The organism is Sphingomonas sp. PvP056, assembly GCF_040549155.1.
GTDB lineage: Bacteria > Pseudomonadota > Alphaproteobacteria > Sphingomonadales > Sphingomonadaceae > Sphingomonas.
Window position 1 is genome coordinate 64,237 of the sequence record NZ_JBEPST010000007.1, and the last position, 24,273, is coordinate 88,509.

Here is a 24,273-nt window from a genome sequence, read left to right on the forward strand (position 1 = left end):
CACTAGCTAACTGCATCGGCAGGTACGGGGTAGGGCAGGGGAGACGGGTCCGTTCCCCCAGCTGTCCTCCCATCACTAGAAAGCTCTCATGCTACGCCTGATCCACACGGCTGACTGGCAACTCGGCAAGCCCTATGGTCGCTTCGACAACGATGTCCGTGCGGCGCTCAGCGAGGCGCGCTTCGACGCGATCGATGCGATCGGCAAAGCCGCGGCCGAGCATGACGCTGCCCATGTCCTGGTGGCAGGCGACGTCTTCGATACTGAAGGGCCCGAAGACCGCGTGATTGTTCAGGCAGTGTCCCGGATGCAGCGATACGCCTGCACATGGTGGCTGCTCCCCGGTAATCATGACTTCGCCCGCAACAGCGGCCTTTGGGACCGCGTCCGCGCCAAGGGGGCGACGAACATCCGCATCGTCACCGAGCCCGTGCCATGCGAACTAGAACCTGGACACTGGCTCCTGCCAGCGCCGCTGACCCACCGGCACAATCTGGATGACCCGACGGCCTTGTTCGACACGATGGAGACGCCGGGTGCGACGCTCCGCATCGGCCTGGCCCATGGTTCGATCCGTGACTTTTCGTCGCGTGGCGAAGCGCAAAACCAGATCGCTCCCGATCGTGCCCAGCGCTCCAACCTGGACTATCTTGCACTCGGCGACTGGCACGGAGCGCTGCGGGTCGATGCGCGCACCTGGTACTCGGGAACCCCGGAAACAGACCGCTTCCAGCGAGACGAACCTGGATATGCCCTGCTCGTGGCGCTTGAGCCAGGCGTGGAGCCCGTCGTGTCGCCGATCCGGACGGGCAGGTTCCAGTGGCTGATGCGGGAATGGACGATACCGGACGCGGATGGCTTTGCTGCTGAGTGCGACCGGATGCTTGGGCCGATCGAACCATCGGCAACGCTCCTGCAGCTGTCGCTTGCCGGGATCGTCAGCCTGTCTGACCGGATCGCGATCCTCGGCAGGCTAGACAATGACCTACGCCATCGTCTGCGCCATTTGGCAGTTACAGCAGACGACCTTGTCGGTCGGCCGAGCGAGCAGGATTTGGCAGATCTTCAGGTGGAGGGTATGATCGGAACAGCCGCGGCAAAGCTGATGAGCATGATCGAGGCGGGGGGTGCTGACGCCTTCACCGCGAAGCGGGCCCTTGAACGCTTGTTCGTCGAGTATCAGCGCGGACAGGACGCAGCATGAGCCTCAAAATCCGGCGCATCGCGCTGTCTAACTTCCGCAAGTTTCGCGATCCGTTCGTCCTCGACGGGCTAACCGACGGCCTGAACGTCATCATCGAGCCTAACGAGACCGGCAAGTCGACGCTGCTCGAAGCCATGCGCGCGGCCTTCTTCATCCGGCACAATACAGCCAACCGGTTGGCGCGGAGCTATGCGCCCCATGGTGAGGCGGTCGCCCCGCAGATCGAGATCGGCTTCGAGGCGAGAGGCGATGAGTGGCAGGTCAACAAGCGCTTCCTGAAAGGTGCGTCAGTCGAGGTGCGGGGCCCGAACGGCCGTGCACAGGGCGAAGATGCCGAAGCCCAGTTGCAGGCATTGCTCGGCGCACGGCGTGACACAAGTCAGGCCGGCGACGCGGCCGCACACGGCGCGCTGGGGCTGCTTTGGGTAGGGCAGGCCCAGGCGCTCGAAGTCACGGCTCCGGGTGACATAGTCCGCGACAGCGTGCGCGCCACGCTGGAGGCTGAGGTCGGCACGATCATGGGGGGTGCCGCCTACCAGCGTGTCCGGCCCCGGATCGACAGCCAGTTCGCAGACTATTGGACCACCACCGGCCGGCCTAGCGGTCGCCAGACGACAGCACGTACGGAGCATGACGCTGCCGCGAGCGCTGCGACCGAGGCCGCCACCCGACTCGCCGCCCTTGAACAGGGCTTCTCCGATCTCGAGGCAGCTCGGGCCAGGCTGAAGGTGTTGGACCGTGATCTTGCCGATACGACGGACGCAGATCGGCGAAAGGTTCTGGTTGGTCAGATCGACGTGGCGCGGTCCGCGGCGCAGTTGCGCGATACCCGACTGGCCGAGCAAGGCCGCCTTGCTGATCAGGTCAAGGGACTGGAGGATCTCACCGCGCGGCTCGCCGATGCTCGGAAGGCCGTCAGTGACACGGCCGCAGCGCTAAGCAAGGCCCGTGAGAAACGATCCGGCCTGGAAGAGGAATTGACCAGCACGCGTGAGCGGGCGGGTACGGCGCGTGATAGGCTGGCGACCGCCCGCGACAACCGGCGCAAGGCGCACGCGGCGCTCGAGGATGCCACTAAGTTGGTTGCCGCACGAGCACGTCACGTCGAGATCGCCCGGGTACGCCAGCGGCACGCCGAACTGCTTCCCCTCGAAGCCGAACTGAAGGCAGCGCGCGAACTTGGTGCGACCGTGATCCCCTCCAGCGTTATCAAGACGCTGGAGGAACGCGAACGTGGCGTCGACAAGGCGCGCGCGGCAGTTGAGGCGGGCGCGACCCGGATCGAGTTCGCAGGCGATGTCAGCGGCGTTCGGATCGACGGAATGCCGGTCGAGCGCGGTGACCAGACGCTATCGCGTGAGACGCGCATCCAGCTTGGAGAGGCTGAGTTGATCATCCGACCGCCAGCTGGGCTGCAAAGCGCCGAAGCGGCGCTCGCCAACGCCCGCGATGATCTGGGCGCCGCCCTGGCTGACCACGGGATGACGAGTGTCGCCGACGCCCGGGCTCGTAACGAGGTCGCACGTGATGCTGTTGCCAACGTGCGGACGCTCGAAGCACGGATCGTCGGGATCACTCCGGCCGTGCCGTTGCTTGGTATCGCGGCCGGTGCTTCGCCCCTGAAGACCTTCATGGCAGGATTGCCGGAAAGCGCGGAAGGGGAGGGGAGTGGGGAAGATCCAGACGTTGACGTATTGACGGTGATCGCGGCGGAGGCGGACTCAGCGCTCGCAAGGGCGGACGGTGTCGATGAGGCGGCGTCTGCGCAATTGCGCGAACTGGAAGCGCGCAATGCGCCGCTGATGGTCCAGGCGGCTGGCGCCGAGCGTGATGCTGCCAACGCCGTAGCGCAGCTCGCTGCTCTGCAAGCTAAGCCTGAGGTAGATCGCCTGGATGAGGCTCTGCTGGAGGCGCGTCAGCGCGAAGCGGCAGCGCTGGTCAGCCTGCAGGATGCCGAACGTGCTGCTACGGCGCATGATGTGGCGGCGATCGAGCGCCAGATCGGGGTGTTGGACAAACGTGTCGAGGTCGCCCGGACGCAGCGCATCGATCTGGAGAAGGTGATCGCCGGGCTCGAGGCGCGGATCGAGGCGGAAGGCGGCAAGGGACTGGCAGACCGCGCTGCTGCTGCGCGAGAAGAAGCGGATGCTGCGGCCGCCAACCTGGCGCGCGTAACGCAGGAGGCGGAAACGCTGAAGCTGCTTCGCGACACCTTGGAAGGTGCGCGAGCAGAGACCTCACGGACGTTCGTCGGGCCGGTTGCGCGGCGCGCCCGCCGGCATATCGAACGGCTCCTGCCCGGCTGCGATCCGAGCTTTGGTGATGATCTGGGCCTGACGTCGATCGTGCGTAGCGGGCTCGGTGAGAATTGCGGTGACCTTTCTCGGGGTACTCAGGAACAGCTTGCGGTGCTTACCCGGTTAGCTTTCGCCGACATGCTGCTGGAGCAGGGTGTGCCGGTGTCGCTGATCCTGGACGATCCGCTCGTCTATTCGGACGACGCCCGCCTTGATCTGATGACCGAGATCCTGACCGATGCTGCGACGCGAATGCAGGTCATTCTGCTGACCTGTCGCGATCGGGCCTTTAGGCATCTCGGCAACCGCATAACGCTGACGGGAGTCGAGTAGCGTCGCAGAGCGGAACGTCCGTTTTTCGGCAAAACTGGTGGATTGCGGCCTGTCCGCTTTCGGACGACCCATCGGGGTAAGCTGCCGTTCGTTCAGCAGTGAGAGCAAGGGACTCGAACGCCCGCCGCTGATGGCGATCAGCCTGTCCGCTTTGGGCGAGGCTCACTAATAGGCCGCCCATTGTTTACGCTCGTCCGCGAGAGTCCCTGGAAGCGGCACAGTTGCCCGGCGCACCGATCGCGCGATGTCTAGTCTTCAAAGATCCCCCCGCCGGGATCGCAGCCGCAAGAGCCGCCGGCGCCCATGTCGCATTCATCGACCGAGCGAGATAGCCGCCGGTGAACTTGTTCATGAACGGGCCACTCTGATGCCACGGGCTGCGAGTATCGAGGATGAAGCCTCCCTCCGGATGCACCGGCACAACCTCGACGTCCGTCGGCACCGGCGAAATCCTGTCCTGAATCACCGTCAGGAACGTAAGTGCGGCTTAGTCGGCATCGCCGCTCATCGGACGCAGGTGTCGAACCAACCCTCTTTTTCTTCCATCCCGATAACAGTGTGCCTAAAACCGTGGTTATCGCCCATCGACACACACCAATACGTTGTCACGCGAAACTAACACCGGTAGACTCATTTCGCGATTTGGGGCAGTCGAATAGACGCGATTTTTGAGCGTTGCCGAGACAGACAGCGCGGGTGAATGGCATGATACAGGTTCAAATTGCAGATCAAGGCCGATGACCAAGGCTACGCACCTTGTGGCGCTTCTCCAGACTCATATCGACGGTGACGACGAGCAGTTTCTGACGGTTGCGATGCAGGCGGCTGCGAATGAGGCGCGTCAAGGTCACGGCAAGCTCGCGCAGCAACTTCGCGAGATGGTCGATACCGCTCGTGCGAAGCCCAAGGTCAGCGCCACTCGAAAGACCGTGCCGCTGGTCCAGCCACGCGGTGAGCTCGCCAATCTCGTCGCGGCGCGATACGTCGACACGCGCCTTTCCAGCATGGTGCTGCCACCAGAATTGCGTGATCGCCTAGCACGCGTGATACTTGAGCAGCGGCAGGCCTATCGGCTGCGCGAGCATGGCTTGCAGCCGCGTCGTAAGCTCCTCCTGATCGGCCCGCCGGGCGCCGGCAAAACCATGACGGCGGCCGCGTTGGCGGGTGAGCTTAAGCTACCACTGTTCTCCGTGCTGCTCGACGGACTCCTCACCAAATTCATGGGCGAGACGGCGAGCAAGCTGCGAACGGTATTTTCGGCGATGGCTGCGACCCGCGGCGTCTATTTTTTCGACGAATTTGATGCGATCGGAGCGCGGCGGAGTGAGCGCAACGATGTAGGCGAAATCCGTCGCGTTCTTAATTCATTCCTTCAGTTCCTGGAGGAGGATGAGAGCGAGGGCCTGATCGTCGCGGCGACGAACCATCCTGAGTTGCTCGACCCAGCGCTGTTTCGCCGGTTCGACGATGTGATTGAATATGCGCTCCCCAACGCGGAGGTGGCTCACGCTATCCTGATGGCACGGCTTGCGACGTTCGACACGGTAGGTGTCAATTGGGTTCGTGCGACGCAGGACGCAGAGGGGCTGAGCCAGGCCGATCTGTCGCGGATCGCCGATGAAGCGGCAAAGCATGCGCTTCTTTCCGGTCGCGACGGTGTCGGAACGGATGACATCGTCGCGGCGATTGTGGAACGAAGAGCGGCAGCGCGCCGGTAAAAATGGCAGGCGAGGATCAGCGGCTTCATCCGCACATTTACCTGCAGAACAACGGCGATCGGCGGGGCTACACCGCGCACCAAGCCGGGGGCGATAACGGCGATGGCCCGCCGCAACGTAATCGCGCGAACCACGCCGAGGCGCTGACGGTCGCACTGACTTCGGCTGTCCAGCAGGGCGAGGCGATCCTCGCCAACCGCCAAGCCGCGCTTGAGGGCGGGACGAAGGGCTTCTATATCGAGTTCAGCTTGCCAGAGGCGCAGGCCGACATCGTCGACAAGCTCGAATATCGGCGTGGCAAGCTGCCGATCGAGTTGGTCAACGTGCAGGCTCCCACCGACGGACTAGTTAAGGCAACGGTGTTTGTCCCTGAGCGGCAGAAGGACTATTATCTCAAGAAAGTCGCCGAGTACCGGGACAGAGATAATGTCCGCGAGCGGATGAGTAACGACGGCACGATCGAAATCATTAGCAAGCCGAAGAACGAAAAGCTTGTTGCCTCGATTGAGACGGCGCGTCTCGCTGTCGCCCGCTCATTCTACACAGATCAGCCGGACTTGTTTCCACAGCCGGGCGAAGCGGTCTGGTGGGAGGTCTGGCTTCGCGTCGGGACGCGGGCTGTCTTCGACAAGGCTGCGCAAGTCCTAGATTTTACGAAGCGAGAGCATAGTCTGTCTTTCGCCGAGCGTGAGGTGGTTGTCGTAAAGGCAAACGCCGAACAACTGGGCAGCCTGATTGCCAATACCGACTGTGTCGGTGAACTGCGATTGGCACGGGATACGCCGGCTCTCTTCATGGGCATGGATGGCGCCGAGCAGCGCGCGTGGGCGCAGGATTTGGCCGACCGGTTGGTGCCCTGCGAAGCCGATGCGCCTGCGGTCTGCATCTTGGATTCGGGGTCGACCATCGGTCATCCGCTTCTTGCACCGTTCCTTGCGGTCGATGACATGCATGCTTTTCATGGTGGTCCGCAGGTCGGCGACACGAGCCTTTTGCCGCATGGCGGACATGGCACGCGCATGTCGGGCACCGCGCTTTTCGGAGACCTTTCCGACGTCCTAGATGGCAATGGCCCTGTTGAAGTTGGCCACCGGCTGGAATCGGTGAAGATTCTGCCAGATCACGGCGCCAACGGTCCCGATCTTTATGGTGCCATCACGGCAGACGCGATTTCGAGAGTTGAGATCGCCGCACCGCACCGGCCGCGCGCCATTTGTCTAGCGATTACCAGTCCGGGGGATCACTGGCGCGGCCGGCCGTCATCTTGGTCCGCCGAACTCGACGCGCTGGCCTTTGGGCGAGACGAAGTGGCGCGATTTATCGCGGTATCCGCTGGAAATATCCGCGAGCCGATCGTCACAGCCGATTATCCAGCGACCAACGATACTACCCCGATCGAGAGTCCGGCGCAGGCGTGGAACGCGCTAACCGTTGGCGCCTTTACCGAGCGAACGTTGATCACGGACGCCGCGTTCAACGGCTGGGCAGCGCTCAGCCCGGCAGGCGATATTCATCCGCGCAGCCGGACTTCGGTTACCTGGAACCGGGATTGGCCGCTCAAGCCCGATGTCGTGTTCGAGGGTGGCAATCTGGCGGTCAATCCGAGCAATGGTCAGCCGGACGATATCGACGATCTGTCGCTCCTGACGACGTTCCATCGCTTCAACGAGCGGGCATTTTCGACGACCGGTGACACAAGTGCGGCAACAGCGCTTGCGGCCCGCATGGGCGCGCAAATCCTCGCAGCTAACAAAACGCTGTGGCCCGAGACGGTGCGCGGGTTAATTGTGCATTCGGCGGAATGGACGCCAGCGATGCGCGCCAATCAAGGTGATATCGGCAAGACGGCTCTGGTCAGACGCTATGGCTTTGGCGTTCCGTCAATTGTTCGTGCGCTCGGCAGCCTCGACAATGATGTGACGATCGTCGCCGAGGAGAAGCTTGTCCCGTTTAAGAAGAGCGGGTCGGGCGGTGCCACGGATGAGCTTGCTGTCCATCAGCTGCCTTGGCCCAAGGCCAAGCTGCTTGAGCTTGACACTGCCATGGTCCAGCTGCGCATCACGTTGAGTTATTTCGTCGAACCCAATCCTGGAGAGCGCGGCGTATCACAGCGGCATACCTATGCGAGCCATGGTCTGCGCTTCGAGTTGAAGCATGCCGACGACACGCTCGACGTGTTCTTGCGGCGCCGCAACGCGCAGGCTGGGGGGCGGCCTCCCAAGCGCGTCGCAGGCGATGCCGGGTGGACGATCGGCCCACAGCTTCGCAACCGGGGGTCGCTCCACGCCGACATCTGGGAGGGGACGGCCAATGAGCTGGCAGACCGCGATGCGATCATCATCTACCCGGTCGGCGGCTGGTGGCGTGAGAATGTAGCAAAGGGCCATCTCGGCGAAGAGGTGCGCTACAGCCTAATTGCCAGCATCCGAGCCGCGCCAGGCGTCGAGCTTTATACCGAGATTGCAGCGCCGATCACTATCGGTATCTGATCGGCGGCATGGGTCGGTAGGCGCGAGCAAAATCCGCGTGCAGTTAAGCTCCCGTCGGCGGTGATCAATGATCGCAATGTAGGGCGCGCGCCTTTACGCCATTGCTCAGGCTAAGCGCCGACACCGCAACTGGCCATTCATTCACATGAACTAATGGCCGATTCTCGGGAGATGGTGAGGGCAACTTGAGTGACCGAAATTGGGTCTTGCTTTCGGCAGGTGTCGACCAGACCCGGTCATTCACATCGACCGACAGGAACGTCTGCTTTGGACAAAACTGCCAAACGGTCTTTCCGAAGCGGGATGTCAGCAAAGTGCCCTATTATTGGACGTTCGGGGTGCTGACAGTCGATCCCGAATGCCGCCGATTGTTTAGGTCACGCTGGCAAGTTCGACCGCGCAATGGCAGTAAACCACAGCCATCCCGTTAAATCCCTAGCCGAGCTTCCGATTAGTGACCAACCACCATAAATTGCAGGAAGCGCAATGGCGATTTTGGAACGATTATATTGGCTAAATCTGCATCACCTACCGGCGGCCAAATCAATCTTTCCGGTATTTTATACCAGTTGCTGGCGAGCCTTGCCGATGGCCTCGACGCAGTTGTAACCACGCTCGCCGCCGGTGCGGACGCGGCGACGATCGAGCTGCAGGTCGAACCATTCGAGGGTGGCGACTACACGGTGCTGGGGCCGCACCGGACCGTCGTGCAGGTCAAGCGTCGCGCGGCGCACCGCCACTGGACGCTTGGCGCGATCATCGCCGACGTGCTGCCCGATCTCTCAAAGTCGGTGCGGCCGGGCACGAACGACGCCTACCAGTTCCTGACCGACAATGACGCCGGCTGCGGGGATTTCCGCCGCTTCCTGCAATGGTATCGGGCGCGGGCGGCCGATGAGCCGATCGATAACGAGCTGTTCCGGCTAGGGCGGGGCGGTCGCAAGGTGAGCGGGGAGGCGGTGCTCGAGTCGGTGCGCGAGGCGCTCGATATATCGGGCCCGGAAGACCCGCGGCTGGCGGCGTTGCTCTGTGCGCTGACGATCGTGCGGCGTAGCGAAGGCGATCTCGACGAGGCGATTGCGCGGCCCTTGCGGATCATGGTCGAGAATGTCGAGGACGTCGCCGCCAAGCGTGCGCAGCTGGTCGGCGAGCTGGTGCGGCTCGGCGGCCGCGGTGCCACGCTGCGTACGTCCGAGTTCCTGCGGGCAGCCCAGCTCGACCCGCGCCGGCTGGTCCATGCCGGGCGACTGGCGGCGAAGTTGCGCAACGAGCTTATAGGCGCGTTCCCGCAGTTCCGCTACGACCCCGCGCGCGACGTGCGCCGACCGCTTCCCGCGCCGACCCGGTCGGTGACGGTACTGCGTGGCGAGTCCGGTCTGGGTAAGAGTTGGCGGCTATGCGCGACCGCGCTGCGGATGGCCGAGGCGGGCCGCCCCGTCGTGCTACTGCGCGCGACCGCCGACGTCGATCGCCTGCGGGAGACGATCGCGTCGCTTGTGTGGAACCCGGTTTATACTGCGGCGGCACCGTTGCGCTCGATCGCCGACCGGCTACGGCCGGCGCTTGGCGACGAACGCCGCATCTGGCTCACCGTCTTCCTCGACGATCTCAACGATCCCGCGCTCGCCGGCCGGGTGATCGAGGACAGCTGGGACCGGCTCGGCATCGACCTCGTCATTTCCGCGCAGCCTGCCACCGCCGAATGGCTGCGCACATCGTTCGCCGCGCCGCACATGATTGACGTGCCCGAGTTCACCACGCCCGAGCTGATCGCCCATCTCGAAAAGCATCGTATTGATCACTCGCACGTTCCCGACGATGTCTTCTCTCTCCTGCACAAACCCGTACTGGCGAGCCTCTATTGCCAGCTCCCGCATGGCCTCGTGCTCAATGAGGAGACCGAATATCAATTGATGCAGAGCTTCTGGAGCCATGTCGCCAGCGAACGGCCGGCGTCCCTGGCCCAGACGTTCGACCTCGACCAGCTCCAGCTCTTGGTCGGCGACATGCTTGCTGCGCCGCCGATTTATCCCTGGCCGCCTTCGGCGTTCGTGCGCACGCTCGATTTCGACGCGGTCGAGCGGCTGGTGCTGCGCGGGCTAGTCGAACTCGACGGCGAGCGCCGACTAGCGATGACCCACGACCGGCTGCTCAATTGGACGATGGCGCGCCACCTCGCCGATATCGCGCGCGACCGCCACCTCGACCCGGCCCAGCTGCTCGACCTGCTGCGCCAGGTCCAAGATCTGGTGACGGTTGCCGGGGTGAAGATCGGCGCGCGGTTCGGCTATGTGCTGATGGACCTTTTGTGGCTGTTGCTCGAACCCGCGCGCTGGCCGGCGGCACGCGTCGCCGAATTGCTGCTCGGCTACATGCGTGACCCCGAATTTGAGGCGCACGACCAAAGCTTCTTCAGCCGAACCCTGCCGACGCTCGGCGTGCGCGCGGTGCCTTTGCTCCGCGCGCTCGCCGAAAGCGGTATGGGCGGCGATCGCGAGGCGCTGTGGCCAGCCTGGGTCGCGCTGGGCTTGCGCAAGGCGGCCGACGTCGCCTGGGACGATGTGCGCACCGCCGCCGTCGAGATGTTTCAGAGCAACGATCCTGCGATCGCCGAGATCGCCTTGCGGGTGCTCGGCAAGGTGGCCGCGCCCGTGTTGCTCGATCCGCTTAACGCGCTGAACGTCGCCCGTGCTGCGGCGCTCGACGAGGCGGATCCCGATATCCGCATGGACCGCATCCACGACAAGGAGCGCTCGACCGCGGCGTTCGCGCGCGCGGTGGCGGCCGATCCGGCCTGGCTCGACCGGAAGATCGCTTCGACCACCGAAACGCTCGAGGCCGAGCAATTGCTGTGGGTGCTGCGCGAGCTCGACCGTACCGCGGCCTTCCCGATCTGGCAGGCGCGGCGCGCGCATCTGTTCGCTGTCATCCGAACGACAGCGCGTATCCTGCCGCAGGCGGTGCGGACCTTCGCCGACCCGGTCGACCTGCCGCGCCTCGTCCTGCCCGCGCCTGAGGGCGCCGACCTGCTGTTCGGGGCAGCGACCTTCGATGCGATTGCCCGGCTTGATCCCGAGCGCGCGCTCGCCTTGCTCCACGCCGACCGTGGCGACGAGAGCGCGTTCGACGAGCTCGGCGCGGACGGCTGGTGGGTGCCCGGGCTGCACTATCGCACGCGCGAGCGGCTTGGCGCGGCGCTTCGCGAGCGCGCCGGCCGCGGCGACCCGGCTATGAGCATTAACGGACTGGCCTCGATCTACCGACGCCACCCCGAGCTGATCGACGAAGAAACTGCCGACCTGTTGCTCGACGCGCTCGCCGCGCGGCTCGAGGCGCCCGCAACCGACGACGACGATCCGCTGCGCGGCAGTTGGCGCCTGTTGTCGACGCTCTCGTCGCTGCGCACCGCCGCGGCGCTCGATCGGATCGCCGCACGGCGCGGCACGGCCCTCGAGGCAGCTTTGGCCGAGCTCGCCGCCGGCCGGCCGCCGAACAGCTCACGGGTGGTGGACCGGGACGGGGAGATGGTCGCGCGGCTGCTGGCGGTTATGGCTGGCGAGGGGTTCGACCGGCTGACCGTCGCCCAGATCGATAGTTCGGGTCAGACGACGCGCGACTACGGGCTCGGTCACGCCTTGTGGACGACGTCGCCGGCGGTAGGCGCGGCGCTCGACCAGCTGTCGAACGCGACCGACACCGACGAGGATCGGCCCTATCATCTTATGCAGGCGCTGGCGGCGCATCGCGGCGACAACGGCATCGCCCGCCTGATCGGCGCGAGTAGTCCAGTCTACACACATGCCGTCGACATCCGGCAGGGCCATGCCGGGGAGGACGAAACGCTCGTCACGGCGATCCGCACGCGCGTCGCGACCTCTGACCCGCAGGCCCACATCGAGGCCGTCGACCTCTCGCATTTCCTGCCGCCGCTGACGGCGCTCGACTTGACCGCGCCGCTGATTGCAGTGGCGGCGGGAGGTGACGCGCTCGCGCGCCGGCTCATGATGCTGCATTTCCATCACGGCCATTATGAGCCCGCGTTGCACGCCAAGCTCGCGCCGCTTTTCGACGGGGAGGACGAGGCCGGCGAAATCGCGGCACTGCATCATGCGATAAATGGCGACGCGGGCGGGCGCGCGCTCGCGGTGCGCTGGCTCGAGGGTCGCGGCAGGGATCGATGGCGCAGCTTGCAGGTTGCGATGACGCTGCTTGATCATGCCGACAGCCGCGCCGCGGCGATCTCGTTTCTCAACCGCCATCGCGACCGGCGTTTCCATATGGGCCGGCTCGACGCCGAAGTGCTCGATGCGCTCGCCCGCCACGGCGACGCGGTCGCCTCAGAGGAGCTGGTCCAGCTTGCGTTCGGGACCGGCGCGCGCGATCTCGACGCGGTCGCTGGCGCGGTCCGGCTGGTAGCCCAAAAGGGGACACCGGGGATATTCCAAGCGGCGCGCCGGCTTTTCGCAAAATCCGGTCAGCAGGAAGCCGCCCGGCTGCTGATCGAGACAAACGCGCGCGAAGGCCTGACCGAACTGGTCACCGCTTATGTCGGCGCGCCCTTGCCGCGGCGCCTCGCAATCGCCCGGACCTTGCGCTGGAACGTCTCGCGCGCACGGCTTGCCCCGGCACTCGCGGGGATGAGCCGGGCGAGAGATGAGGCGACCCGGCAGATGGCGGCTGAGATCGCGGGCTGGCTGCCGCACCGATGGCAATTGCAGTGGCTGGGGGACCTCGCTGCCGACCCGGTCCGCGAGGTCGAGGAGGCCGCGCTCGCCGCGTTCCACCGCCGCGCCGCCGGGGCCGCCGCCGTCGAGTTGATGGCCGTCATCCCGAAGCTCGCCAAGCCCGCGCAATGGGCTTGCCTCAGCGCGTTGGTCGAGCTGGTCGACCCGCATCTCCTGATCAAGACAGGCGATACGCTCGACATCCGTCCGTTGCTAGAGCGCCTGCCGCCCGAATTCGGGATCGAAGCGAAGCGCACGCTCGAACGCCAGCGCGACGACATGGATCGCAAGGTCGCGCGCGAAGCCAAGGACTAGCCCTATATCAGGCCGAGCTGTCGGTCTTGGCGGTGCCCCCGGCTGCGTCGTCGATCAGGTCTCGTTCGCGCCGCCCTTCGCGTGCCAACGCCGATTCATTTGCGATCTTGTTTCATTACCAGCCCATGTTCGAGAGATTGGCTGTTCATTCGAGTATGATAAGCATACTGGATGTTCGCTAAGCGTTCTGCATCACTTTCGCCAACCATTTCAGCGCAATTTTGGGGGTTTTCGTGCCGACGATCCGACTAGAAAAGGGTCAATGGACTTTCAGTGAAACTGACCAGCTTGGACCACCAGGTGGATTCGGCGAAGTGTTTCGGGGTGAGGGCGATGGGAGGGCGGTCGCGGTAAAAAGGCTCAAAATTTCAGCTGGGGCGGCTTCACATCGCGAAATGGCCATCGGGTCCGTACTCGCGGAACGGGATCATGCTCACGTTGTCCCCATCTTTGATTACGGCCGGGATGCCGAGAGTGATCGCTATTTTCTAGTGATGCCAGTGTGCGACCATAGCATTCAGGACTTTTTGAACACCACCGGTCCACTTGCATATGACGCTGCCAAGTCCGCTGCGCTTAATGTCATTAAGGGCCTGCTGGAAGTCAAAAACATTGTTCATCGCGATCTGAAGCCCGGTAACGTTCTTTGGCACGAAGACCGATGGAAGATAGCTGACTTCGGCATCGCCAAGTTCGTAGAAGATGCCACGTCTCTTGAGAGTTTGAGGTCGTCCCTCACGCCAGCTTATGCAGCCCCCGAGCAGTGGCGAGGCGAACGGCCAACAAATGCCACCGACGTTTAAGCGCTTGGTTGCATGTATTACGCCATGTTGGGCGGTCAGGCTCCGTTCGTTGGTGACTTGGATACCGTCCGCGAGTCACATTTGCATCAGCCAGCTCCGGCTTTATCGGGCGTTGACCCCCGCCTCGCCGGCTTGATTGCAACGATGTTGAGAAAGTCGCCGGCCGCTCGTCCATCTTTGGAGCGCTGCAAGACCGTAATTGAGACGCTTGCTGCTGGCGTGGCTTCGACCGGTCGCGCCGCGCTTGCGGCTGCGGGAAATGCCGTATCTCAGCAGGAAGCTGCTGCCGAAGCTGAACGAAAGGCGAAGGAAACAGCCGCGGTTCAGCGCCAAGAGCTGGAACGTGAAGGGCTAGCCGAGTTAGACGGCATTATAGGGCGGCTGTTCGAGGTGATTGCTGCGAGTGCTGAAAACGTCCGGCGCGAACCGCGAAGCGTTCGGCTTGGGCCGGCTCACCTAACGTTGGGCGAAGGTAGCCGAACTGCCTACGGCCGTGCCCAGTTATATGCAGGTGGGGGCAATCCCTACGATCACGGCTGGGACGTAGTGGCAAACGCCTATCTGACGCTGAAATGCGACCTCGGTGGCCCAGGTTTGTATGGGCCCAGCGAATACAACTTCAGCACCACGTTAGTGTTCGCGACCATGCCTGGCGATAGCGACTACCGCTGGCGTGAGTTGTCGTTCATGGAGGTTTTCTCCGCCAAACCGATGCACGAACAGCCGATTGCTCTTAACCCACTAAGCCAAGAGTTCGCTGTTGGACTCTCGAATGTCGTTGGCCACCATCAAGTTGCGTGCGGACCTTGGACGATTGATGGTGAGGACGAAGACTTGTTCGAAGAGCGCTGGTTGCGGCTATTTGCCAAGGCGGCTAATCGTCAGCTTCAGCCTCCCAATCAACTCCCGCTGCCTGACAGCTTCTTCGCATAGAAGTGGCCCGGCGATAGCGTCCTCCGATGAACAATGATCTTTTCAGGCAGCATCCGCCGACGACCGGTCACCTGTCCGGTGCGGGACGCTGATCGCGGGTTAGCTATCCATCTTGCGTTCGATTAGCTTGCGGACGCTCGTCTCGACCAACTCGGTTGAAGGCTCATAACCCGCAAAGGTCGAAAACAGCGGCGCGACAGCGGCGCTCACATAGGGCGCCAGCGCCGCGCTGGGTGTTTCAAGCGGAACAGTGACGTAGGCTTCCACCGCTGAGGTGCGCGACGTGCCGCCGTTTGGCCCGACTGATCGAAACGCGTTCACCCACGGTCGCAATGCCCGATCCTTGAGGCCGGTCCAGGAGAACGCAAAACCTGCTTCACCCTGCTCCTCCCAACCCAGGCTGCGGCCGAGGATCGTGCCCACCGCCAGCACTTCCGCGACGCGATAGATCATCAAAATTATGTCAAGGGCGGTACCCGGCGCGACTTTCTCGGTAAGGTCATCCTGCATCACACGGTGCAAGTAGAACTCACCGCGCGGGTCTAAGCGGAGAAATTCGACATGCTCTGACCAACCACCGTCGAGATCGACGATCAGCGCTTCCCACATGCCGCTGGCCACATACGGGCGATCCAGCTTTTCCGCGAACCCCCGACTGTCGAGCCAAACCGGCCACCCGGTGTAGTTGGGATTGCTCGACGAAACCTTGTTCAGAAACTCCTGCGTCGGCAGGGCGTCGGGCCGTGGCGGATCGAAAGCCAGTCCGACATGCATCGTCAGCGCATTGTCGATGCGCTTGCGCTGATCTGGCGTCGCGCGCTCAGCGATTGCCGTACCGGCAGCGGCGGAACCGGACTCCAATATGGCGAACGCACGCTTGCGGAGCTTTCTCTCCTCGCTCTCTATCCCAAGCGCTGACGACAGAGTCGCGGCCGACCCGACACCCCCCAGATGGCGCCGCAAAAATCGCCCAATATCAGCCTCGCGATTTTCGAAGCAAACATCGAGCAGGTCGGCGTAGTCGGGCGGCAGAATGCGCGCGCTACTGGCTGTGCCGTTTGAGTTGAAGGTACGGAAATAGAGATCTCCTTCAGCGAGCAGTTTCTTGCCACCTTGGCCGATCAAATCCCGCCTCACGACCGCCGGCACCTGCACGCCTTCGGGAATGGAGATTACCGGGTAAACCTGGCCATCGCGATCAGTGAACGCGATCCCGATCTCAAATGACGGGTTGACGTACCGCGAAACCAGACCTTGCAAGGTATCGATATGGAACAGCGTCTCGACGGACTGATCGAAAGCGTAGGGATCGGGCGCCCTCGTCGCATTGTCGAATCCAATCAGAAGGAAGCCGCCATTGCGATTTCGAATTGCGAACATCGCCTTGACTAGTTTCGCGATTCCGTCTTCGGTACGCGGATCGAGCCACGTCTTTAGTTCGACCTGCAGGGCCTCGACAGGTTGCTCGACAAGAGCTCTTATCTGATCAGGATCAACAGCCATGGCGCAAACCTAACGCGCCTTGGCCGTCAACGCGAGTATGGGAAATATCGACGTGCTCGGCAACGTTGGCGGGGTGACCGGAGTTTGCTCAAGCCCTAACCTGTAGGGCGAAGCGTCGGCTAGGCCGAGCGGCGGTATTAAGCGGCGCAGCGCGGCTTAATACGGCACTAGCGTAGCACGAATTGCGATCAGTAGTTATCAGAAGTATCCGCGCTGGCGCGCCAATCGCCGACCCAGTCGGCGACAGCAAATGGCGGACCCTACCGGCCAACGCTAAATGTCGGTTCCCCCCCCCCTCGCATCCCGGCAAGCTGCCAGACGGCTAACGGCCCATCTACGGTCGCACACCGATGGTCAGCCCGGGAATCACTGGACGTCGGCTATCAGCGAGACCTGCCGTTCGACACTGTACTTTGGGACGGCGGCAAAGTCCCAAATCTCGCCGGGCATCATCGGGTTCGCCCTGGGCCTTCGAATCCGATCCAGAATATGAATGAATGGCGGAAGTTGGGGACCGGAAATGGCGATCTGAACGACCGGGATTGGGTCAGGCCTGCGACCCCACCCAATCGATCGCGTCCTGCTGCATCAAAACTCCTCGCAACAGGGCAGCCCGCCATCCGTTCAGGCCTAGCGTGAGCGCCGCATGCACCTCTTCGGCAGCTAGCGCTTCCCGCACCTGCTCCAACGGGGAGGCGGGCGTCACACCGCGTAGCGCGATAGCTCGCGGCAACTTCGACCACATGCTCGCCGCCGTACCTTGGAACACCTCGCCCAGGATGTTGTCCAGGTGGAACTCGGTCATGATCCACTCGTCCGCTTCGAGGTTCGGCGACGGCGTCGGGCGGAAGCGCGGCGCGCCGAACGGGGCGAGCACTTCTACCTGCCAGATGGCCCGCTCGGCCAGATTGTCGAAATAAGGGTGGATGAAGCGCTCGGGGGCGTCATCACCGCGGTAAACCGCCCGCTTCGCCTGCGTGTTGCAGACCAGGCAAGCCGGTACGCAGTTGCAAGGCAGCACCGAGAACTCCGGAAACTCATCTCTCGGAAGATAGTGGTCGATCGATCCGGTCGGCGTGGGCGCGCCGCACATCGGGCAGCAGGGGACATGCTGCCAGTGCCTAATTCCACGGAACAGCCCGTTGCGCGACCTGCTGTCGTACAGGTCGTACTGCGCCAGCTTCACGTTCTCAGGGAAGTCGGCCGCCGCCACCGCGAACGGATCGCCCCTCGTTAGCCGATAGTCGTGATATCTGAGCGCCCACGCTGCATGGTAAGGCATGAACAACCCGCGTTGGCAGATGACCGCCAGGAGCCGGTCTTCCTCCTCCGGCGTGACCGGTGATGCGAGGCTGAGCATCCTTAGCCCTTCGCCGGGTCGATGCGCCGCGCAAGAAAGGCGAGCGTCTCCGGGTTAAGCTCCTGCCCATATTGCTCGTAGAGTTCGTCGAGGCTGAGGTCGCTGCCGACTCCATCGGCCCACGCGGACAGGACCTTTTCGTAACGATGCGAGATGCTGCCGTCCTCGAAGACGAAGCGGGATATGTCATCGACGTTCAGCCCGAAGGTCTGCGCCCGCGGATGGTCAACCTGTACCACGTCCTCGTCCCGGCGCAGAATATTTACTCTGCGACGGAGCACCTCCCTCACGACGTACGCAGAGTGCGTCGCGATCACGGCAATGGATCTCGTCCGCTCCAGCAGGTCCTGCAGGACGTCCATGAACTCGGAGACGTAGTTGGGGTGGAGGTGGGTTTCGGGCTCGTCGAAGAGCAGAAGGCTGCCATTTTCGATCGACGAGATCGCTTGGACCAGGAAGTTGGCCATCACCAGTTCGCCGCTGCTGAGGGTGCGGGGTGTCCTGCGGCGATCGAGCACGACGGCGGGCCTGTCCAGATCTACGGCGTGCGCCAGGAGAGTCGTGCGCTTCTCGGAGCGGAACTTCGCGACTGGCAGGTATGGCGTGTCTTCGATGTACGTCACACTCGGGAACTCGGCAGAGACCCTGCTCATCAGTGGGATGTAGAGCGTGCTCCAAAAACCCATCTGCTTAAGCCCTTCCGAGAGGAGCTTCTGGCGGTCCGTTCCATCCTCCTCATCTCCGAAGAGACTGCCATCGTCGCGCAGAGCATCCACGAGGGCCGAGTTGAAGCCGCGTCCGAGCGGCTGGTCGTCCGCCACGAGGGTGAAGTAGGCGTAGTCGATGCCGTGCCAGGGCGGGATCGCCCGCGGGTACAGGTCGCTGGTGACGGAAGAGAATAGCAGCACCCGACCCACGTGCGGACGCGGCAGCAGTTTGACTTTTCGGGTCGAGCCGAAGGGCGGGCGATGTTCCGCGTCCGTCATACCGTCGATTATGGCGCGTAGCAGCTGGGTCTTGCCGACTCCGTTTCGCCCGATCACCACGCATGCTCGATCGCGGAACAGCGGATCGTCCTCGAAGTCGAACCGCAGCACGTATGGCGACTTGGGCGCCGCACTGAGGCGGGCGGCGATGCAGAATGGCCTAGCCGCGTCAACAGGTGCCTGCCGGCTAACGGGTGTAAGGTAGCGCCCGCCGCGACGGAGCGCGGCATACTGCTCCGCGTTGCGCAGCATGCCGAGGTGGAACGTCGTCGTGTTAGACAGGCGGAGCGCCTCCGACTCCCCGTCTTCGAGGCGGGCCAGCACGACGTCGTGCATGGCGCGTAGCACCGGGAGAGCCGCGACAAAGCCGATTTCTTCAACCAGTGACCGGTAGTCCTCCGCCTCCCGAAACAACGTGCAGAAAGACTGGCCGATCTCCTCCAAGTCAACGACTGGCCCCAGCTGCTTCAGCCGCTTCCGCAGAAAGTCGGAGCTGTCGGTCTCATCCTCGAACATGAGACCGATGAAGGTCTTCCGTGTCTTCCCACCCGACACCAGAACGAGATCGGCGAAAAACTTAAGCCCGAAATCGTTCCACGTCGTCGTATGCGGGACGATCGCAAGGAGGGCGTCACCCTCCGACGAGAGAGCCGAGCTTGACCTCGCAAAGACGACCCGAAACTCGCTCATCCTAAATTCTCCCGATGGCGGTCGCACATCATCCCGGTAACGCCTCGAAATCACCGGCCGTATTCGTTGCGACGACGTTCAGACCTGCGGTTCGAGGATGCCAGCGTCTACCGTCTTTTCGACCCCGTGCCTCGGTGTCTGGGCAAGGCTACATTACGGAAGCGACAGCCGAAAAGCACTACATGAACGAGTTTCCGGTTTTGGGCAGCGCTAAAGCTTGGCTGAGCGTCCGAATCTGGGTCTCAACGCCCAATATCATCCACCCGTTGCCGATCGCACTCCAGCTTGATGGGCACCAATACCGGCGAGCACTCCGGCGGCTGACGCAAGGGTAGCATTGTGCATGGGAGTAGCAGAGTCACCGGCGGCCCATACGCCGGGCACCGAGGTCGCACCCCATGGGTCGACCTTGACGTAGGGTCCGTTCGGACCGTCCTCGTGCTCACAGCCTAGAAGCTCAGCTAACGGCGTTGCCGGCTTTGTCCGGGGGGCAGTGAACAAAGCCGCTACCTTGACGATCCGTCCGTCAGCCAGACGAACACCTTCCAACGCCGGTGCGTCCCCTAGCAGCTCAACGACCGGTGTCCGCTCAACCGTCACGCCCCGTGCCTCGAAAGCGAGCATGTCGGCGGCCTCAGGATCGTATTCGCCTTGCGTGAAGTACGTTGTCGGCCCCCAGTCAGGAATGAGCAGCGCCTGATGCGGTGACATAGGATGCGCTGCGAGTACCCCTAGAGGCTCGTCGCGAACCTCATAGCCATGGCAATAAGGGCAGTGGAGCACGGTTGAACCCCAGCGTTCTCGGATGCCTGTAACAGCCGGTAGTTCGTCCGCCACCCCGGTAGCCAGAACAAGCTGCCGCGCAAGCCGCTCAGCACCCGCTGCAAGATGGAGGCTGAAGCCTCCAGCGACGGCTTGGGCACTAACGACTTGACCAGACAGAATTTCGGCGGTGGAGTAGCGACAAAGCTGATAGCGGGCGTCGCGCATGATTGCCGCAGGCGCGCGCCCATCCTGACCCAAAAAGCCATGTGCTTCATCCGCAAACCGATTTCGAGGCAGCCCGGCATCGATCACCAGCACGTTCTGCCTTGCACGTGCCAACTGCAGGGCGGCCGACAGGCCCGAGAAGCTGCCACCGATTACGATCACATCGAACACGCCGCTACCTTTCACGATACAATCCATGTTACATGAACGAAAGTCTGTTCTTTTGCAACAGCGAAAGTGGCGTGATAGGCTGTCGACGACGATATGGAGGTCAGTATCCTTGGACGCGCGCTTATCGAGAATGTTGCACCTGCTGATTCACATGGCACGAGCCGCGGGACCGCTGACGTCAGACGCAGCTGCGGCTATGCTGAATACCAACCCGGTGGTGGTCCGCAGGACGATGGCTGGCTTGCGTGAGGCCGGGTATGTCAGCTCAGTCAAAGGTCACGGAGGGGGGTGGTCGCTAACGCGCGGGCTTGAGAGCATTACAATGCTGGATGTTCACCGGGCGCTTGGAGAAAATCGGATTTTTGCGCTCGGCCCTGCCAATCTCGTGCCTGATTGCCTTGTAGAACAAGCGGTCAACGGATCGCTGGAGGACGCGCTGCGGCAGGCGGAGGCTGTGCTGCTGCGGCGTTTAAGCGAGGTAACGCTAGCTGAAATTGCGACGGATTTCGAGCGTCGGATGGCAGGATTACCCTCCGAGAGGGCTGCGGATCGGGGAGGTTCCCATCCGCAAGGCTCTGCCTGAACCAACGTCCGGTGTTGGGATGCAAATAGGGACAACTGAATGACTGATTGTGGGTCACTGCAGTCATGTGCCAGCCGTTTCTCCGTCTTCCGCCGCGCTTTGGCCAGCCCCGTACCGTTTCCGCCCCTTCGCACCGCTGTCACCCGCAATCACGCAAGGGGCAGGGCAGGGGCAAATTCACAAGCATCGCCTGCAAACACAGCGATGTGCGTTGACGCGCCAACGGCTCCTTGCCGCCGAGGGGGGCAAAGGGGCTGCTGTCGCCATCGGCTAGAAATGGTCCGTTGTTGGATGATGCGCCGCTTCCGTGGGGCGGCGAAAGCGATGGTTTGCGGGGCAGGGAGACACGGTGTCGGGCAAAAATCTTGGACACCGATCAATTGCCGCCATTTCGGACCGGTTGCGCGCGAGCATCTCGACGCACCGACGCTTTGCTCTAGGCTCGGGTGACTTGCGCGGCACCAATAGTGATTCGGGCGGTGGCGTGGTGTTCATTGACCATAGTTGTGGATCGCACCGCGCGGTCTTTGGGGGGGGATTATGAAGGTCATCGACAGCATCCAGGATCTGTATCATTGGCTCGACGACGGTGCACCCGAGCCCGCCGCGATCCTGGGGCTCGACTTGACCCATCGCGACGCGGCATTCGCCACGGTGTCGCTCGCCGGCAGTTTCTTCCTCGGCTGCAAGATGAACGAGGCTCTTATCGTTTTGGCGTACCGGCAAGGGGCTCCGGCGATCGCCGAAACGGGTGTCCTGCCCCCGACGCTGCCGGCGTTCGGAAGGGGACTCTACACGGTCGATGATCTCTATGCCGGGCTCGGCGCCGATGGTTCGTTTTGGGAAACCACGCCCGACCATGACGGCTATCGCTGGTTCATGAAGGGGCCAGGCGAGCCCAAGGCGCTGGGCCTGGTCGAGATGCTGTCCGCGCGGCTTCACGACACGGTCCAGGAGCGCGAAGTGGTCGCGTTGCTCGAAGGCCGCAAGGTCGTCGCGATCATGGGCGGTCACGACTTCGCGCGCGAGCTCGACCCCGCCGATGCCGCCAAGGGCAAGCCCGATGTTTATTGGCAGTGCGTCGAAATCGCCAAGACCCTCGCCGAAGCCGATTTCCTGATCATCTCGGGCGGCGGTCCAGGGCTGATGGAAGCCGCCAATCTCGGCGCGCTGCTCGCGGGCGCCGACGCGGCCAAGGTCGCAGGCGTCAAGGCCATCCTCAAGAACCACAAATTCGGCTCGGCCGAATGGCGCGCTACCGCGCTCGCCGCCCGCAAGCTTATCCTCTGCGGGGCCGATCCGGCAGGGCAGCAGCAGAGCCTCGGCATTCCGACCTGGTTCTACGGTCACGAGCCGCCCAACATGTTCGCCAGCCACCATGCCAAGATGTTCTACAACAGCCTACGCGAGGATGGGCTCGTCACCTGGGCGAACAGCGGCATTCTCTATTTCGAGGGCAATGGCGGCACAGTCCAGGAAATCTTCCAGGACGCCTCGCAAAACTACTATCCGATCCCCGGCACGGCGCGCACGCCGATGATCTTCTACAACACCAATGGCTATTGGGATCGCCCTTGCGACACGCTGTCCAAACCCGGCGACACACCGATGGACAAGCGCAAGCCGCTGCTCCCGCTGGTCAAGCAGCTCGCCGCCGAGAAGAGCTTCCTCGACGCGATCCTCGTCACCACCGACCCGGCGGAAGCGGTGGCGTTTATCGTCGCCGCGGCGGCCAAGGCAGCTCCGACCAAGGCCGACATCAAGCTACACAATCTGTGAGCGCCGATCCAAATCCGCTGAGCGCTTTTCCAGCTCGTTCGAGGCGATAGGCGATGGCGATCCTGCCGAAGAAATTCACCGTCAGCACGGTTGCCTCGACCTGGCCGCGCAATGTCCTTCCCCCGCGATTTCCGCGGATGCCGAGGCGCTACGAGATCGACGTGGCGGAAGTGCTGTTAATGATCGGCCGCCTGACGACGCCCGTACTGGCGTCGGGTGCGTCGCTTGCGGAGTTCTGGGCCTACGCCCGGTACATCTTCGCCTGGCAAAGCGATGAGTCGCTCACGCTGACGCCTGAATTCGCCGAACTCGATGCGCACCAGAAGACGATCCTCAGCGACGATGTCGGTATGGGCTTGCCGATGCACTGGCTGAGCCGGCGGATGAACCTCATCGGCATCTGTGACGGCCGCTATTTCATCGAGCGGTATCTGGCGACCTATGGCGGGACCTATACCGGCAAGGCCGCGAAGCGCGGTCCGGGCAAGGCGCCCGACTTCATCTGTGTCAGTCGCAACGGCAAGTTCCACGTGGTCGAATGCAAAGGAACGCAGACTTCGACCGCCTATCGCGATGAGCAGCTCGGCCTGCCGATCAACAAGGGCTTGCGGGGCGGACGGGCGCAGAAGCGCACGGTGACCTTCCCGGCACATATCGCGGGCCAGCGGCTGGCGTGCGGCACATTCATCTCGAGCAGCACCGAGCATCGATCTCACCTCAAGATCATCGATCCGGAAGAGCCGCCATTGTTGGCGGTTGGTGAAGACAACGCCCCGATGGCCTTCGATCCAATGACCCGCGGTGCGCTGGCGCAGATGCTGCGCGCATCCGGGTTCCCGCAAGCCGCCAACCTTGCCGCGTTTCCAGAAGGACGGCCGCGTGGCATCGAAGGCGAGCGCTATGTGTTCGCGCCGTTGGAAGAACGCGCCGAACGATTTCGCGAAGCTCGTGAAGAGATGGCCGAGCGACCGCGCGCCGAGGATCTGACCAGCGATCGCGGTCCGTTGGTCGGGCGGCGATCGATCATTGAGCTTCCTGCGCCCCTGATTCTCAACGACAGGATCGTCCGGCGTATCGAACTCCAGCAGGGGGTCAATCCCGAGCTTGTCTCCGACGACGCGGCCAGTCTGCTGCAAGAGCATATCATCAAGCGGAAGGAGGATCCCGGCGTGCTCGGGGCGACCGCATTCGAAAGCGACAAGGACGAAGTGGTGATGAGCGTCGGCAAATTGTTTCGCAGCGAACTCAAGCTTCTTTACTGATCGCAGCGGGTAATCGCGGACGTCGCGCGGCTTGAGCCTCATGCCGTCGGTCGGTTGGGGCCGGCAACTCGTTGGCGAGCTCGCACGCCGTCGTAAATGTTGTGATCAATCCCTTGCTCCTTGCGCAATAGCA

14 protein-coding genes are annotated in these 24,273 nt (G+C 63.1%); 10 read left to right on the forward strand and 4 right to left on the reverse strand.

The window, feature by feature from the left end:
• The first annotated feature begins 88 nt into the window (after positions 1-88).
• From ABIC17_RS16100 to ABIC17_RS16130, 7 genes are all read left to right on the forward strand, one after another.
• Positions 89-1,204 carry a metallophosphoesterase family protein gene (locus ABIC17_RS16100; protein ID WP_354283489.1) on the forward strand — a complete coding sequence of 372 codons (1,116 nt, stop codon included), beginning with the start codon at positions 89-91 and terminating at the stop codon, positions 1,202-1,204.
• Positions 1,201-3,834, forward strand: coding sequence for an AAA family ATPase (locus ABIC17_RS16105; RefSeq protein WP_354283491.1), 2,634 nt, complete (start codon positions 1,201-1,203; stop codon positions 3,832-3,834). Before ABIC17_RS16100 ends, ABIC17_RS16105 begins: the two co-directional genes overlap by 4 nt.
• 737 nt (positions 3,835-4,571) lie before the next feature.
• Positions 4,572-5,552 carry an AAA family ATPase gene (locus ABIC17_RS16110; protein ID WP_354283493.1) on the forward strand — a complete coding sequence of 327 codons (981 nt, stop codon included), beginning with the start codon at positions 4,572-4,574 and terminating at the stop codon, positions 5,550-5,552.
• A 2-nt stretch (positions 5,553-5,554) separates the two neighbouring features.
• The gene (locus tag ABIC17_RS16115; RefSeq protein WP_354283495.1) at positions 5,555-8,041 is read left to right on the forward strand and encodes a S8 family peptidase; all 2,487 of its coding nucleotides are present in this window, start codon (positions 5,555-5,557) and stop codon (positions 8,039-8,041) included.
• A 509-nt stretch (positions 8,042-8,550) separates the two neighbouring features.
• Positions 8,551-13,080, forward strand: a complete 4,530-nt coding sequence (locus ABIC17_RS16120; protein WP_354283497.1) for a hypothetical protein — start codon at positions 8,551-8,553, stop codon at positions 13,078-13,080.
• A 233-nt stretch (positions 13,081-13,313) separates the two neighbouring features.
• Positions 13,314-13,883, forward strand: a complete 570-nt coding sequence (locus ABIC17_RS16125; RefSeq protein WP_354283499.1) for a protein kinase domain-containing protein — start codon at positions 13,314-13,316, stop codon at positions 13,881-13,883.
• A 12-nt stretch (positions 13,884-13,895) separates the two neighbouring features.
• The gene (locus ABIC17_RS16130; protein WP_354283500.1) at positions 13,896-14,816 is read left to right on the forward strand and encodes a serine/threonine-protein kinase; all 921 of its coding nucleotides are present in this window, start codon (positions 13,896-13,898) and stop codon (positions 14,814-14,816) included.
• A gap of 99 nt (positions 14,817-14,915) precedes the next feature.
• Here the strand turns inward: ABIC17_RS16130 and ABIC17_RS16135 are convergent, their stop codons facing one another.
• From ABIC17_RS16135 to ABIC17_RS16150, 4 genes are all read right to left on the reverse strand, one after another.
• Positions 14,916-16,319, reverse strand: a complete 1,404-nt coding sequence (locus ABIC17_RS16135) for an AlbA family DNA-binding domain-containing protein (protein WP_354283501.1) — start codon at positions 16,317-16,319, stop codon at positions 14,916-14,918.
• A 547-nt stretch (positions 16,320-16,866) separates the two neighbouring features.
• Positions 16,867-17,679 carry a hypothetical protein gene (locus ABIC17_RS16140; RefSeq protein WP_354283503.1) on the reverse strand — a complete coding sequence of 271 codons (813 nt, stop codon included), beginning with the start codon at positions 17,677-17,679 and terminating at the stop codon, positions 16,867-16,869.
• Between the two features lie 2 nt (positions 17,680-17,681).
• Positions 17,682-19,355, reverse strand: a complete 1,674-nt coding sequence (locus ABIC17_RS16145; protein WP_354283504.1) for an AAA family ATPase — start codon at positions 19,353-19,355, stop codon at positions 17,682-17,684.
• Positions 19,356-19,610: 255 nt separating this feature from the next.
• Positions 19,611-20,516 carry an NAD(P)/FAD-dependent oxidoreductase gene (locus ABIC17_RS16150; protein ID WP_354283506.1) on the reverse strand — a complete coding sequence of 302 codons (906 nt, stop codon included), beginning with the start codon at positions 20,514-20,516 and terminating at the stop codon, positions 19,611-19,613.
• A gap of 109 nt (positions 20,517-20,625) precedes the next feature.
• Between ABIC17_RS16150 and ABIC17_RS16155 the strand changes: the two genes are divergently transcribed.
• From ABIC17_RS16155 to ABIC17_RS16165, 3 genes are all read left to right on the forward strand, one after another.
• The gene (locus tag ABIC17_RS16155; RefSeq protein ID WP_354283508.1) at positions 20,626-21,099 is read left to right on the forward strand and encodes an Rrf2 family transcriptional regulator; all 474 of its coding nucleotides are present in this window, start codon (positions 20,626-20,628) and stop codon (positions 21,097-21,099) included.
• A gap of 540 nt (positions 21,100-21,639) precedes the next feature.
• Positions 21,640-22,878 (forward strand): LOG family protein, encoded by a 1,239-nt coding sequence (locus ABIC17_RS16160; RefSeq protein ID WP_354283510.1) that lies wholly within the window; start codon positions 21,640-21,642, stop codon positions 22,876-22,878.
• A 53-nt stretch (positions 22,879-22,931) separates the two neighbouring features.
• Positions 22,932-24,140, forward strand: a complete 1,209-nt coding sequence (locus ABIC17_RS16165) for a hypothetical protein (protein ID WP_354283512.1) — start codon at positions 22,932-22,934, stop codon at positions 24,138-24,140.
• The last annotated feature ends 133 nt before the right edge of the window (positions 24,141-24,273 follow it).

Bases quoted from the DNA above. Each gene is read 5' to 3' on its own strand.
- ABIC17_RS16130 (WP_354283500.1), top strand. From the start codon at position 13,896: ATGTATTACGCCATGTTGGGCGGTCAGGCTCCGTTCGTTGGTGACTTG.
- ABIC17_RS16165 (WP_354283512.1), top strand. From the start codon at position 22,932: ATGGCGATCCTGCCGAAGAAATTCACCGTCAGCACGGTTGCCTCGACC.
- ABIC17_RS16105 (WP_354283491.1), top strand. From the start codon at position 1,201: ATGAGCCTCAAAATCCGGCGCATCGCGCTGTCTAACTTCCGCAAGTTT.
- ABIC17_RS16145 (WP_354283504.1), bottom strand. From the start codon at position 19,355: ATGAGCGAGTTTCGGGTCGTCTTTGCGAGGTCAAGCTCGGCTCTCTCG.
- ABIC17_RS16100 (WP_354283489.1), top strand. From the start codon at position 89: ATGCTACGCCTGATCCACACGGCTGACTGGCAACTCGGCAAGCCCTAT.
- ABIC17_RS16135 (WP_354283501.1), bottom strand. From the start codon at position 16,319: ATGGCTGTTGATCCTGATCAGATAAGAGCTCTTGTCGAGCAACCTGTC.
- ABIC17_RS16110 (WP_354283493.1), top strand. From the start codon at position 4,572: ATGACCAAGGCTACGCACCTTGTGGCGCTTCTCCAGACTCATATCGAC.
- ABIC17_RS16115 (WP_354283495.1), top strand. From the start codon at position 5,555: ATGGCAGGCGAGGATCAGCGGCTTCATCCGCACATTTACCTGCAGAAC.
- ABIC17_RS16160 (WP_354283510.1), top strand. From the start codon at position 21,640: ATGAAGGTCATCGACAGCATCCAGGATCTGTATCATTGGCTCGACGAC.
- ABIC17_RS16140 (WP_354283503.1), bottom strand. From the start codon at position 17,679: ATGCTCAGCCTCGCATCACCGGTCACGCCGGAGGAGGAAGACCGGCTC.